The organism is Pontibacter brevis (assembly GCF_054779655.1).
In genome coordinates this window covers 1-12,896 of record NZ_BAAGXV010000055.1, presented here as the reverse complement: position 1 = coordinate 12,896, position 12,896 = coordinate 1, and the positions used below count along the sequence as shown (strand labels likewise).

The following is a 12,896-nucleotide window of genomic DNA, read 5'->3' as shown; positions in this document are numbered from 1 at the left end:
TGCGGCATCCTGATGATGCCGGTGTTTTCTTCTCACTCACGAAGAGCCTCTTGCTCTTTTGCGGGTCGCAAAGTTCGGCGTTTTCTACTTAAGCACCAAAATTTTTCTTTTCTTTTTTTTCAGCGACCTTCTCTCTATCTCAAGAACCGTGCCACTTGCCTCCCTTTCTCTGGAAGCGGATGCAAAGGTAAGGAATTTTTCTCATTCCGCAAGAAAAAAGAAGAAGTTTTTTTTCTGTCTCTCTTTTCGCTTTCCCTTTCAGACCACCTCTGAAGCGGGTTGCAAAGGTACGAAGAGTTTCGCTCTTTGCAATGCAGCGAAAGAAGTTTTTCTTCTTCCCCACCCTTCCTTTTTTCACGTAGAGGCTGTGTTACCAAGCCCTCCCTTTCCCCTTCCTGCCGAAGCGGGATGCAAAGGTAGGTATCTTTTCCTGCTTTGCAAGGGGCAGCATGAGGAAAACCTCCTGCCCCTCTCCTCCTTCGCCGCAAGTGCCTGACACTGCGGGGGAAAACCTTCTAAAATGCCTCAGAGTTTTTTCTCAGGCCTGCACGAGACCTGCGCCTGGCGCCCTATCCCTTAGGTTGCCCCGCGCTGTTTTTACTGTTCCGTTTCCTTTCCAGGCCCGGACGCTGGGACTAGGTGTTACTGATGAACCGGTATTTCCAATACAATAAACAATCTGCAGGCCATTCTTTTGGCTTTGCCTGTGTTTCAGGAGCTATGGCGCAACAACAGGGAGCGCTGCGGAAGTTCCTGCGTAGCAGAAGGCAACTGAAACAGTAAAGCCTCTCTACAATTTACACCCAACTACCTTATACTAAAAGTAATAAGGGCTTAACAACACATAACCCTCTTACTTCACAAGCTAAAAGCTGCAAAAAGGCAGCATGCTTTTAGCCTGTTACTGGAACGTCAACAGAACGGAAAGTGCCTTTACCGGATTGATGGCTGGTGACAGTGAAGGTATCGTTAAAATTTGCACACATTCCTTAATGTACCGACAACCAGCTCCGTTTCCGTTAGCGACCATACAACGAAAGCCTTTGCCGTTACTCCTCTGCAGCATTACTTACTTTTCTAAGGCCAGTAAATGATTGTTAGTCGGCCTCAAAGGACTTCCTCAACATAAGATGCTGTTGGCAAGAACAACTATAGTTGGTAAGCCGAGAAAACTAGTTTGTAGCTGCTCCTTCACTGCCTGGGCCTTCCATTGCTGAATAAAACAGAAGTTCCGAAGCCATACCGTTCGAACGCAAATTTGCACTAGAAATGCGACCTTGAAGCGAGTTCATCGTTAAAGCCATTATCAAAGAACAGGACTATGGAAAACAAGACAGAAAGAAACTTAGCCATCTTCAATCAGATCTGTACGGCAAACGACCTGGATCCACAGGTAATAAAAGAGGAAGCGGACAGTGATACTGTAGACGCTCTTATTCGGGCAGCGTTCCGGCACCGTGCTAACGTTCTGGTTGCGGATTTAAAACTCGATAAAAAATTAGCAGAAGGAAAAGAGTACAAGGCCGATGGCGATCCTGCAGCGCCAAGTTTTACCATCAACGAAGACTACATTCGTGAAAATTACGGAGCAGGCAAGGCTGCGAAAATTATTGCGGCTCTTGGAGATGTACAGATGCCAATCCAGGCCTGATAAGTAAGGCAGGTTTAAAACATTTTTAAGTTGTCGGACAAAAAAGCCGCGCAGAATATTATACTACAGTTCCTATGCTGTTTGAACCTGCCCTTCGCCCTCCATAGCCGGGTAGTACGCCTTAGATATAGGTAAGATTTTATTTGAACCTGGTTCTCCTGAAAAAGAATACCCAACAGAAAGAGCCAGTAGGAGCAACCATACATTGCTCCTACTGGCTCTCTTTGCTACAACATAAGTGAACTGCGCCACCCGCAACCTCCGAAGCCAGGGCGTATTAACACTGACTATGATTCTTTTTTATTTTTGATGGCTCCATAAATTACCGGGCTAAAGAATCTCAGGTTTTCCAGCACGCAGGCCATGCTATAAAACTTGTTCAGGTCTATTTCTGAGTTCTCAGCCATAGCTAGCAGTATATTATCCAACGTCTCTTTGAATTTACCATCAAACTCTTCTTTTGTCATTTCTTATAAGTCTAAAACAATCCAGGATATAACTTCATTGTTGGTAAAATGATTTCATCGCAAAGCCACTGAATTTATTTTTAGGTGGGGAGCACGGGTAGTAGACAACATTGTTATTACTGAAAGACAAGCAGCCGCTTATGCCAGTGCGCTTTCTTCTTTGGTTGCTAAAGGCAGTTTACTTGATATATACCTGTTTCGCACTTATCAAGGTATATTAGTGCGAAAAAAAATGGTCTTTTCTGATGCACATAATTCTAATAAGCAACAGCCTTATGCAGAAGAAAGCAGGATATACTTCAACCTGTATTCTTCTACAGAAGGCTGTCTCTCAGGTAATACGGTTAATTTATTAGCGTTTTATACCACTAAGCGGCATCTTCATAGAAAGTAACTTTGCCGGTTTCCACATCATAAAGTCCACCAATTATCCTGATTTCCCCACTCTTCTCCATGTCGGCCAGCACCTGGCTTTCCTTCCTGATTCGGTCAATGGTGTAATTTACATTGTTTACCGTCACATTGTAGACAAACTTGTCATTCTTACCATGCCGCTCCTCCTCAGGTGTGTCTGACTCTCTGTCAATGGCAGGCTGCACTTTTCGCAGTAGTGTAGTCAGATTGCCCATCTCCACATGGTTGCAGGCACCATAGATGGCTCCGCACTTTGTATGCCCCAGCACAACCAGCAACTTTGATCCCGCTACTTTACAGGCAAACTCCATACTACCCAGAATGTCTTCGTTAAGAATGTTTCCTGCTATTCTTATACTGAAGATATCCCCCATTCCCTGGTCAAAGATAAGCTCAGAAGAGGTTCTGGAGTCGATGCAGCTCAAGATGGTCGCAAAGGGGAATTGCCCCTTGGAGGTTTCATTTACTTGCTGCAGCAAATCGCGGTCGGCTTTATCATTATTGATAAACCGCTCATTTCCTTCCTTCAGGAGCTGTAAGGCCTTATCTGGCGTTATGCTGCTCTGTGATTCTTTTGTTTGCGTTCTCATGTGCTGTATACTTTATCTGGTTTTATATTGAATGGAATAGTTCAAAGTTACTGAAATACACAGTTGGCTCCTGAAAAATCTGTTCTTCTTTGATTTCCCCGATTCTCCAGCTCCTGAATTTAAAGCGTGACATACCTCCCCTGCCCCCTGAAAACATTATTTTTACAGAGTTTCTTCTGCATCTGTTCTTACCCCGCTGATATAGCCAGGTAAAAGCAGCAGGAATGATGTATCCTGCCATCGCTTATCTTAAGACCTAAGTACGCGACTGCGTTTCACCCGTTGCAACTTTAAAAATTTTAACTTACTCTCACTACCAATTCACTTTGCTTAGGCGCTGCCTTTGAATATGCACGAAAGTTAAACCCTATGCAAATTTGTGCACATAGTTTCACCGCATATTCAAAGCAGCACACATTAGAGAACGAGGTAATGGAGAGGAACCAGGAGCTACGTATGCTCCTGAATAAACCTGAATAGCAGACTCATAACCTCCTCCATCTGAACACCAGCAAAAGGTGCCACCTGTGGAGCTTAGGAAGTAATATGCTGCATGGGACATGCGCTCTGCCACAAACTTCAAGTCTTCTTCAAACAGCAGGTCCTCCAGGTATTTGGTGTGGATTCTCTTTAAGAATGTAATAATTATAAAAACAAGAGCTTGCAGAAATGCTGCAAGCTCTTGTTCCAGTTTAAAGATTTCTGTTTAGCGAATCACACGAAGCATCAGCATAGACTGCTGATTCAAATCAACCTTATCCGGAATGTCCTCTATCCACTTCTGCTCTATTACCACCTGGTCTGCAAACAGTCCCTGGTTTATAAAAGCCTGTTGAAGAACTTTAGCATTTTCTTCACTGAGGTTTTTCTTATTGTCTGACGAAGCAGAAGTGCTGCCCCAGGCATCAGTAGCGGAGGAGTTTGACCCTTCAAACTTGTTGAAGTACATGATCAGCAGTCTGGCCTCTGGATATTTTGTCAGTATCTCGGCTATGGACTGCACACTGGCCTTAGCATTTGATGAAAGCTGTCTCTGTTTATCAAATGTCAACGCCTTTTCCAGTTCTTTTACAGCCTGTTTCTCTTTCTGGCTGAGCAATACATCCTCATGCCCTGACTGGAACATCGGACATCCTGCATTGGAGGCGTCACCTGCCACAGCAGGGCATTGATCCTCTTTATCAGGCACACCATCATCATCCGAATCCGGGCAGCCATACGTAAGCTTGGAACCTTTTTCTTCCGGGCAGTTATCCTTGTTATCTGACACGCCATCACCATCAGTGTCCACACAACCATTCAGGCGATAAGAACCCGCTACTGTAGGGCATTCATCTTCCGAGTCCGGAACACCATCACCGTCTGTATCCGGGCAACCTTTAAAATCAGCCTGGCCAGCTACCTTCGGGCACAAATCGTCTGAATCAGGAATACCATCCCCATCTGTATCAGGGCAGCCGAAATAGCCTGCCAGTCCGGGAAGAGAAGGGCACTCGTCTTCATAATCCGGAACACCATCTCCATCAGAGTCCAGGCAACCGTAGAAACGTGCAAGGCCTTTTTCATAAGGGCACAAATCGCTGTTATCCCGTACCCCATCCTCATCAGCGTCGGGGCAGCCACTCATGCTCTTGTTGCCTGCCAGGTTTGGACACTCATCATACTTATCCTCAACACCATCCAGATCTGAATCAGGACAACCGCGGAATTCCCATACCCCCTGCACATCAGGGCAAAGGTCTTTCCGGTCTGAAACGCCATCGTTATCAGCATCTTTGCGCTTCTTTTTGACATCAAATAATCTTAGTCCCAGATAGAAGCTGGATGAGGCATACTTGTCTGGCTGCACCAGGGCCAAAATGTTCGAAAAACCAAATTCCATGGGGCCTAATTTTATAGCAGCCCCCACCGCTACTTTCTTGTAGTCTTCAATCAGCGAAACTGGTGTGGCGAACTCAAAGCTTTCTCCTTCAAATCGTGGTGTTAGCGCCAAAACAGAAGGCACCTTCATGTCGAAAGCCCCTGCCTGGTGAAGGCTGTGATCCAGCATCATGTTTACGTAAAAAGAATTAGCGATGTGGTAATCAAGCTGTACGTTCATCCTGCGCGGAAGCTGTGCAGTAAAAGAGGTCTGCTCTAAATCACCATCACTAATACCAAGCACTTCACTCACACCAGCAACTGGCTCCTCGCCTATGGAGCGGAAGGAATCTTGGTTTAGCAGCACGCTGGATATACTTCCGCCCGCACCGTAGGTACCATTTCCCTGATACGTGATGCTTCCCAGATCCAACAGCGCAAAGCTTGCCCTGAGCTTATACTTATTTTTTGTATTGTCGAGCCTGATTTTCCCATCCATCATGTATTCATACTGCTCCACCCTTGGCCGAAACTCATATGAAAGACCTACATCAAAGCCATGCCCGGAACCAACATTACCGTTAAGAGCAAAAAGATCAGCCATACTAAACTGGGTGCGCGTGGGTGTGGTGTAGCCCAGCGCATATTCATTTGCTGAAAGTTGCATAACAGCTGCTTTTAACACCGGATCTTCGGCCACATCAAAGCGTGCGTCGTTCAGCTGGAAGCTAGAAGAGTAAATACCAGAAAGGCGTTTATAGGTAAAGCCAGCTTTAACATAATGGTTTCCCTTTTGATACAGGGTTTGACCAAAAGACACGCCAACTTCTGAAAAGCTGTTGGCATTGAGCAGCATGTTCAAATTCTCGTTACTTGTCTCCAGCTCCTGTGGTATGTCTCCAGTATAAAAAGCCCCGAATGCAGCTGGAATATTAGTTCCCCTGATAAGGTTTCTGTAGCGCGTATAAAGGGCCACGCCATTGTTTTCGCTCAGCTTTATCATAAGACCAGGCCCCAGCGCTTCTGAACTCAGGTTAACTTCCTGCAGGGAATTTAATCCACCGCTCCGCAAAGAACTTTCATAAAGCTGGTTGCTGTATGGAAACCGGAACGGATAAGTAACACCATCAGTATTGAAATCTCCGAATACAGAAGAGTTACCTGTAAAGTTAAACCCTCCTAGTGTGATGTAAAACCCATAGCGTGTGTCTGCCACCTGAGCGGGGTTCACCATCACGCCATGGATGCCCGAATAGTTACTGTTACTCAGACCAGGCATTTGCTGTGCCACTAGCAGGTGGTTAATAAAAAAAAGCACCACCACAAAAGTGGTTTTATAGTAGAAATGTTTCATTTGATCAATTGCTTAAAAATTTGGCTCCATAAGAATTTCCTGCTTCAGCTTATTTTCGCGGATAAACTTGAGACTCTCAATTACCTTTTCAACAGGCTTATAGCCCTCGGCGGTGAACGTAACTTTGTAGCTTCCCTGCTCATCCAGTTCTACCCTATACTCGTTTGTCTCCGGGTCATAGTCAGGAAAAAGAGGTGATTTTTTCCTGGTGTCCATGATTGCAAATTCAACCTCCTCCATTGGTCTGGAGGATATCCTGTCGATGGGTTTGAACACAAATTTGTAACGCTGCCTCCTTAATACTTTTTCCTTTCGCACCGGAATATAGGATTTGACATCCTCCAGATAGAAGTGTTCGTTCAAGGCCGGATAACCCTCCAGCGAGGCTTCTATATAATAATTATGCTGAAGCTTTACTTTTGCTGTAAAAGACTGCAGCTTCGGGTCATATGCAACAGGTACTGCTTTCTGTTCTTTGGGAGAATATATTGTTAAAGCGGGCTTAATCTTCACATCAAAAAGCGAATCAGAGAACTGGTACTGCAGCTCGATAATTTCAGGCAGTTGCTTTATTTCTGTTGTCAGAAACTGGTGGGTATTAGCTGAAGTAAGGTTTATTTCCTTTTTTTCTGCATTGAAGGCCTCAGAATTTGCCTCAACATCATATATATAACCATTCCGCAACACTAAAGTGAACATACCATCAGCACTGCTTGTCGTGTGCTGCGGTCTTTGTGTGCCCTTGCGCTCCTTCACTATGATGCCTGATGCATTTGGCTTACCGGACACCTCATCTTTGGTAATGCCCTTGATGATACTGAAGGTCTGTTGTAACAAGTGCTGGTCAGCAGGCAGGCTTCCCTGCATCATGTCTCTCCCCGACTGGTAAATGATGATGTTATCCTTGATAGAATAAGCCGGCGACAGATCATCTTCCGGTGTGTTGAGCCATTCCAGATTTTGTGGCTCTGACCAGCCGCTTTCCGGTTGCCACTTGCTGAGGTAAATGTCATACCCTCCTTTCCCGCCAGGACGATCTGAGGCAAATAACAAGGTGTTACCATCTGGCAGAATGCGCGGTGTCTGTACACAATACTGGTTAATGGAAGTAGGCATCTCAATTGGCGCCAGCCATTTATCATCTTTGCCTTTCACTGCCATCATCATCACACGACAGTTTGGGCTCTTGCCCTTGCGGACAAAAAACAGTTTTGTGTCATCAGCTGTAATACTGGGCTGGCCGTCAAAACCTGGGGAATTAACAGGAGCCCCCACATTCTCAGGCTTGCCCCAACCCTCTCTCTGCTTGTGAATAAAGGAAATATCCTCCACCCCTACATTGTCTCTTTCTGAACTACTGTGAAAATAGATGGTGGAGCCATCGTAACCCAGGAAGGCAGCATCAATGGTGTTAATTTCGTTTATATCACCCTGAATAAGCTTCGGGGGGCTCCAACGGTCAGAGGCGAGCTGGTTAGACTCATAAATTCTGAACTCGCCTGTCTGGAGCCGATCTGATAAAAAGATGAGCGTTTGTCCATCTGAACTCAGTGAAGGGCTGATTTCACTAGCAGCCGGATCATTTACCGGAGCACTCAGTGGTCTTACTATCTGTGCGCTCAGTTGTGGCTGCAACCCAAAAAAGCAGCCGAGAGCTAACAGGAAAAACTTGTTTGACTGAAACATGGAGACGTGTTATTTAATTGTATGCTAGAACTATATCAGCGGGAACAGAAGCGTATAACTGCTTCTCTTTAGTGCAAATGGGGCATTTGGAAAAAAAGAAGCCCAGCGCACCAGCCGGGCTAACCAGCGGAAGCTAGTAGCACAGAGGCTACTAGGGAAACTTCCACTGGAGTAGGTGCTTTTCACCTCTAATGAGCAGCACGTACATATCTTCAGGCCAAAGGGCCTTTGTTAAATTCCAGAAAAAGCTGCTTTTACCCTTGGGTAAAGCAAAATTTTGCTGCACTACCTTTTCATTCGTATCAGCCCTGCAAATAATGGCCTTAACGAGCTGTATTGGTTCGTCATTGTGAAGTTCCAGCCATAAGCCCTCTGCATAAAGATGAAAAGTGTCCGTAACCGTTTCATCTTTTTTTGCAGGCGCTTTTATCCTGGGGGCTTTCTGCCCGCACGAACTCCTTTGATCCACTTCCTGAGCATGCTCAGTTAAAAAAGAAGCAAAATGGTGCCCCTTATGAGTGAAACTGCTCATACAGTATTGTATTTAGAGGTGAAAAGTTTGTAAATTTAAGGCTGTTAGAAGGGGAATCCAATACCTAATAGTAGGTATTTTTACAACACAATACAAAATAAAAATACTATATTTATAATTTAATATTAAGGTTAAACTGTGGTAATAGCACTTTATACCAGAAAATGGAACTGTACCTGTAAGCGCTTTCAATAAACCTGAGAAAGAGCTACTGAAGCATAAAGGAAACCAGTTCTTCCTGCCGGATAAGTTCCTGCGCGAGAAGAAAAAGCACGGAAGAACATTGTGCCTTTTGCCTGGCGAATTCGGATTACTTGATAGAAATATTGTTCAATCGCTTTATGCTGCCCGGACAAAAGAGATAGGCAGGTTGTGAGACGGAGAAAAGTGTTTCCCGACCAGAATAGTACCTGATGGTTATTGCGCCGCACAAGGACCGCCAGTTTGAGTACCACAATGGAGGAAATCGTCCTGCGTCGCTGTGAAAGATAATATCGCCGAAGCCTAAGGTAGACATCACCGTGAGGGTCCAGTAAAAACCGGTTATCAAGAAATATCGTTGCCCTTCCCGCAACATAAGCAGGTGAAATATCACCGTGAAAACCAACACCAGGACCAGCACCACCACCAGGAACCGAAACAACAGCCGCAGGTTGCGGCGGTCGGGCTCACTCTGAAGAAAGATAATAAGTTGGGTCGGAAGAAATTTCATAGGCTCTTTCTACGAAATATACTCCCGTAATAGATTCTTGCGCCTGGTAGTGTTTCAGAAACAGAGTACACAGCCTTCCGGTCAAAGCCTCCTCTTAACACCCAAATACGCTGCGGTGAAGGGGCCTTTCCGTTTACTCCTCTACTCCAAGCTGTGCGTTTATCAGCGGTGTTTTCGGAGCCAGGAAAAAGCCTGTGAGGCTGGCGAACATGATCGGGATGAAGTGGTGGAAGCCTGTGAGGGTGGACAGCAGGATGATGGTGCTGATGGGCGTGCGGGTGACGCAGGCATTAATGGCGGCCATACAGCTCACCATGATCAGCGGCAGGTTCTGTCCCGGAAAAACAGTGTTGAGGATCATGCCCACTGTGGCTCCAACAAAGAACAGCGGTATAATAAAGCCGCCACGCCAGCCGGAGGTAACGGTAAAGGCAATGGCCAGGATCTTTGCTATCAACAGTATCAGCAGGTGCTCCAGGGTAAACTGCTGTTCGAGCAGCAGGCTCAGTTCATCATGGCTGAAGTAGCGGGAAAGCGGCACGAAATACGCAATGGTACCGATTAACAGCCCGCCCACCGTCATTTTCACATAAATGGGTACTCCAAACTTTTGAAACATTGCCCGGCTCTGGCGCACGGTAAAGATAAAGAGCCAGCCAACAGCCGTGCCAGCCAGTGCATACAACATCGCGTAAAAGAAGTCGTTCAGCTGGGGGGCGGCGTAAACCGGGAAGGCCCAGGTTGGGCCGATACCAATGTGGGTAATTAAAATAAAGATGACGTAGCTGGAGCAACTTGCTACAAAGGCCGGTATGAGCGCCTGGTAATACTCCACAACGTGCTTGTGGTGCAGGATCTCGAGGGCAAATAAAGTGCCGCCAAGCGGTGCGCCGAAAAGGGCCGTGAAGGCCGCAGCCATACCGGCTATGCTGAGGGAGCGCAGGTCTTCACCCCTGATTTTAAGCTTACGGGCAATCCAGGTTCCGGTAGAGCCAACCACCTGCACCAGCGGAGCCTCCGGGCCGGCACTGCCGCCACTGGCAATGCACAGCCACGACGAGAAAATCATGGCAGGGTTATTTTTTGGTTCCAGTCTGCCGCCCTTAAAGCGGATGTTGTTCACGATAAGGTCCATCTCGCCCGGGTCTCCCAGAAAATAAATAATCAGGCCTGCCAGCAAGCCGGCTGTAGCCATTAGCGGAATCACTAAAAGCCCCTGGAACTGTGCCAGGAAATGGAGCAGGCCCTCCAGCACGATCCAGTAAAAACCTGCTATCACACCGCCCACAATGCCGATGGCTATCCACAGCAGGAATATCTTGCTGAATACAAAAGGATTGAACTGTAAAGGGTAATTTAGTTGGTTCCGTAGCGTTACCGCCAGTCTTCTTCTCTTAAAGTCCATCGGGCAAAGGTACTGGAAACAGGCCTATGTTCCTCATCAAACCTGCTTACGCTACAGTCTCTCCCATATCGTTCCGGCATAAACGAAAATATATTCTTTTATGATAATAAATAAGCTAACGTGAGCACGCTTTATCCCCCTCCTGTTATGATGATGCTTTCATGTTTTTCATTTTATAAAATTCTGCTTTTCTAACGTATCAAGCATGGTACATGTGAAAAAGGAAATGCTCTTTCCGCAGGTTATTTGCTTTGCTGGAAGCCTCTGGTAGCAGCTTAACCAATCTGGCCTTTCAGGTAAACCGTAAAAGTGGTGCCTTCCCCCTCTGTGCTCTTTACCTCAATCCTGCCCCCGGCATTCTCCACTATCCGCTTCACCATGTGAAGGCCCACACCTGTTCCCTCCACATGGTCATGGAAGCGCCTGAACATGGTATACAGCTCTTTCTGTTGTTTATCGCTCATCCCCAGCCCGTTATCCTGCACTTCCAGCACTACGTGCTCTTGCTCTTTACGGCAGGTCACCCGTACCAGAGGGGCACGCCCGGGAACGCGGTACTTGACGGCGTTAGACAGGAGGTTGTAAACAATGCTTCTTAAATTCTTCTCTGAAAACAGAATGGCCTTACAGTCGCCTAATTGCGTTTCTACCTGGGTTCCGGCTTTCTGAATTTGCTGCTCTAGGTCTAAAAGCACTTCCCGCACCACCCTCGGGATGTCTACAGGCATGGCCTCCCCTGAATTGAGCTTCTGCAGCTCTGTAATGTCCGTCAGGTTGCCAATTGTTTTCTTGAAGCGCATTACATTGTCCTGCATAAGCTTTAGTACATGCTGCGCCTCCTCTGTGTCTGAGCTATCAGAGAAGAGGTGGTATGTAAGGAGTTGCAGGAGCCCCTCAATGTTGGCGACAGGGGCCTTTAAATCGTGAGAGGCTATATAAATAAAATTGTCTAAATCTGAGTTGATGCGCGTGAGCTGCCTGTTGACAGAGAGCAGTTCGCTATTAGACACAGTTAGCTCTGCTGACAGTGCATGAAGCCGCTCTTCAGATTGCTTGAGCCTTGAAATGTCACTACAAGACACCACATACCCGCCAAACTGGTTGTTGCTCAGGTAGTGGGGCACGCCCTCCGCTGAGCACCACCGGATAGTCCCGTCCGTGTGGAGCACCCGAAACTCTGCTCGAAAGTGAATGCGCTTGCGTATGCTCTTCAGGAGTTGTTCCAGCGCCTGCCCCCGGTCCTCCTCCAGGATGGAAAGGCTCCAGCCCCGTTCCAGGTGCTCCCTTAACGGCTTACCCGTCCAGTCAACCCATGTCTGGTTCACGAAGGTGATTGCCCCTGCGGTGTCCGTCATCCACAGCCCCACCGGCGCAGTGAGCGCCAGCCCCTTCAGCAGGGCCTCATTGAGTTCCCCTTTCCGATGCGCTATTACCTGGTCTGTCACATTGGTCACCTGGTGTATGAGGTAGAGCACCTCTCCCTTGTCTCCGAGGGCAGGCGTGTTCAGGGGTAGCCAGTAGCGCGTCTCGAACCCACCCCCGAGAGCGGCAGGGCGGCGCACATCGTAGTGCTGCACCGGCATCTCGTGCGGCTTTCCGGTGGCGAGCACATGCTGCAGGGAGGCAAGGAGGTTAGCGACGCCGTTGGCGTCAGGCGTCTCCGGGTTATCCGGAAACGCCTCAAACACATATTTGCCTACAATGTCTTCCCTGGATGCCAGCGTCGCCTCCAGATAAGCGTCACTGGCAGCTAATATGACCAGCTCCGTGGACAGGAGCAGGTAGAGCTCTGGCAACGCTTCAAAAGCCTTGTGAAAGGCAGTTCTGCAGCCATCAGGGCGCTGTGGGATAGTACTATCCATTGGTTTGAATGATTAAATAAATACAAAGGGAGCATACGAATTGTTTCCCGTCTAGCTCGCTCCTCCTTCTTACATAACCTATCGGCCGAAAGGATGACCTACTGTAGCGGTCTTACAAAGTAAGGCCGCTACAACGAACAGTTTAAGGGTGCAGAGGCAATGGCCGCCAGTGCATAATTTTCCCCCATAAGATTCGCTTTGCTGCCATAGTGGAACTGTGCGTAACATCAGTTATTTATCTAAAACCAGGTTCTTTCTTAATGTAAGCTCCCCCGTATTTTGAGCCATTTGAAAGTTGACTTTTCAATTTACAATTTCTTCCAATAAATCAACCGGAGCTCTGAAGTTGAGGGCCTGATGAGG

The 12,896-nt window shown here is 47.1% G+C and carries 10 protein-coding genes; 2 read left to right on the top strand and 8 right to left on the bottom strand.

Features of this window, described 5'->3' with window-relative positions; all coding sequences use genetic code 11:
- Together ACYVB1_RS13380 and ACYVB1_RS13375 are read left to right on the top strand one after the other, a co-directional pair.
- Nucleotides 1-273: hypothetical protein (locus tag ACYVB1_RS13380; RefSeq protein ID WP_460924279.1), on the top strand; the 273-nt coding region annotated here is incomplete at its 5' end.
- A gap of 1,048 nt (nt 274-1,321) precedes the next feature.
- On the top strand, nt 1,322-1,651 hold the full coding sequence (locus ACYVB1_RS13375) for a hypothetical protein (protein WP_460924278.1): 330 nt from the start codon (nt 1,322-1,324) through the stop codon (nt 1,649-1,651).
- Nucleotides 1,652-1,938: 287 nt separating this feature from the next.
- On the opposite strand, the gene ACYVB1_RS13370 is transcribed toward ACYVB1_RS13375, so the two are convergent.
- The 8 genes from ACYVB1_RS13370 to ACYVB1_RS13335 all read right to left on the bottom strand — a co-directional run bounded on the left by ACYVB1_RS13370 (nt 1,939) and on the right by ACYVB1_RS13335 (nt 12,533).
- Nucleotides 1,939-2,118: a hypothetical protein gene (locus tag ACYVB1_RS13370; RefSeq protein WP_460924277.1), complete on the bottom strand. Its 180-nt coding sequence runs from the start codon at nt 2,116-2,118 to the stop codon at nt 1,939-1,941.
- 368 nt (nt 2,119-2,486) lie between these two features.
- Nucleotides 2,487-3,122, bottom strand: a complete 636-nt coding sequence (locus ACYVB1_RS13365) for a carbonic anhydrase family protein (RefSeq protein WP_460924276.1) — start codon at nt 3,120-3,122, stop codon at nt 2,487-2,489.
- 706 nt (nt 3,123-3,828) lie between these two features.
- The gene (locus tag ACYVB1_RS13360) at nt 3,829-6,336 is read right to left on the bottom strand and encodes a DUF5723 family protein (RefSeq protein ID WP_460924275.1); all 2,508 of its coding nucleotides are present in this window, start codon (nt 6,334-6,336) and stop codon (nt 3,829-3,831) included.
- A gap of 12 nt (nt 6,337-6,348) precedes the next feature.
- The gene (locus tag ACYVB1_RS13355; RefSeq protein WP_460924274.1) at nt 6,349-8,022 is read right to left on the bottom strand and encodes a hypothetical protein; all 1,674 of its coding nucleotides are present in this window, start codon (nt 8,020-8,022) and stop codon (nt 6,349-6,351) included.
- A 151-nt stretch (nt 8,023-8,173) separates the two neighbouring features.
- Nucleotides 8,174-8,554 carry a hypothetical protein gene (locus ACYVB1_RS13350; protein ID WP_460924273.1) on the bottom strand — a complete coding sequence of 127 codons (381 nt, stop codon included), beginning with the start codon at nt 8,552-8,554 and terminating at the stop codon, nt 8,174-8,176.
- A 310-nt stretch (nt 8,555-8,864) separates the two neighbouring features.
- Nucleotides 8,865-9,266, bottom strand: coding sequence for an ion channel (locus ACYVB1_RS13345; protein ID WP_460924272.1), 402 nt, complete (start codon nt 9,264-9,266; stop codon nt 8,865-8,867).
- Nucleotides 9,267-9,399: 133 nt separating this feature from the next.
- Nucleotides 9,400-10,671, bottom strand: coding sequence for a chloride channel protein (locus ACYVB1_RS13340; RefSeq protein WP_460924271.1), 1,272 nt, complete (start codon nt 10,669-10,671; stop codon nt 9,400-9,402).
- A 275-nt stretch (nt 10,672-10,946) separates the two neighbouring features.
- Nucleotides 10,947-12,533, bottom strand: coding sequence for a sensor histidine kinase (locus tag ACYVB1_RS13335; protein WP_460924270.1), 1,587 nt, complete (start codon nt 12,531-12,533; stop codon nt 10,947-10,949).
- Nucleotides 12,534-12,896 lie beyond the last annotated feature (363 nt).

Excerpts from the sequence above, each read along its gene's own strand:
- ACYVB1_RS13375 (WP_460924278.1), top strand. The coding sequence starts at position 1,322 with ATGGAAAACAAGACAGAAAGAAACTTAGCCATCTTCAATCAGATCTGT.
- ACYVB1_RS13370 (WP_460924277.1), bottom strand. The coding sequence starts at position 2,118 with ATGACAAAAGAAGAGTTTGATGGTAAATTCAAAGAGACGTTGGATAAT.
- ACYVB1_RS13365 (WP_460924276.1), bottom strand. The coding sequence starts at position 3,122 with ATGAGAACGCAAACAAAAGAATCACAGAGCAGCATAACGCCAGATAAG.
- ACYVB1_RS13360 (WP_460924275.1), bottom strand. The coding sequence starts at position 6,336 with ATGAAACATTTCTACTATAAAACCACTTTTGTGGTGGTGCTTTTTTTT.
- ACYVB1_RS13355 (WP_460924274.1), bottom strand. The coding sequence starts at position 8,022 with ATGTTTCAGTCAAACAAGTTTTTCCTGTTAGCTCTCGGCTGCTTTTTT.
- ACYVB1_RS13350 (WP_460924273.1), bottom strand. The coding sequence starts at position 8,554 with ATGAGCAGTTTCACTCATAAGGGGCACCATTTTGCTTCTTTTTTAACT.
- ACYVB1_RS13345 (WP_460924272.1), bottom strand. The coding sequence starts at position 9,266 with ATGAAATTTCTTCCGACCCAACTTATTATCTTTCTTCAGAGTGAGCCC.
- ACYVB1_RS13340 (WP_460924271.1), bottom strand. The coding sequence starts at position 10,671 with ATGGACTTTAAGAGAAGAAGACTGGCGGTAACGCTACGGAACCAACTA.
- ACYVB1_RS13335 (WP_460924270.1), bottom strand. The coding sequence starts at position 12,533 with ATGGATAGTACTATCCCACAGCGCCCTGATGGCTGCAGAACTGCCTTT.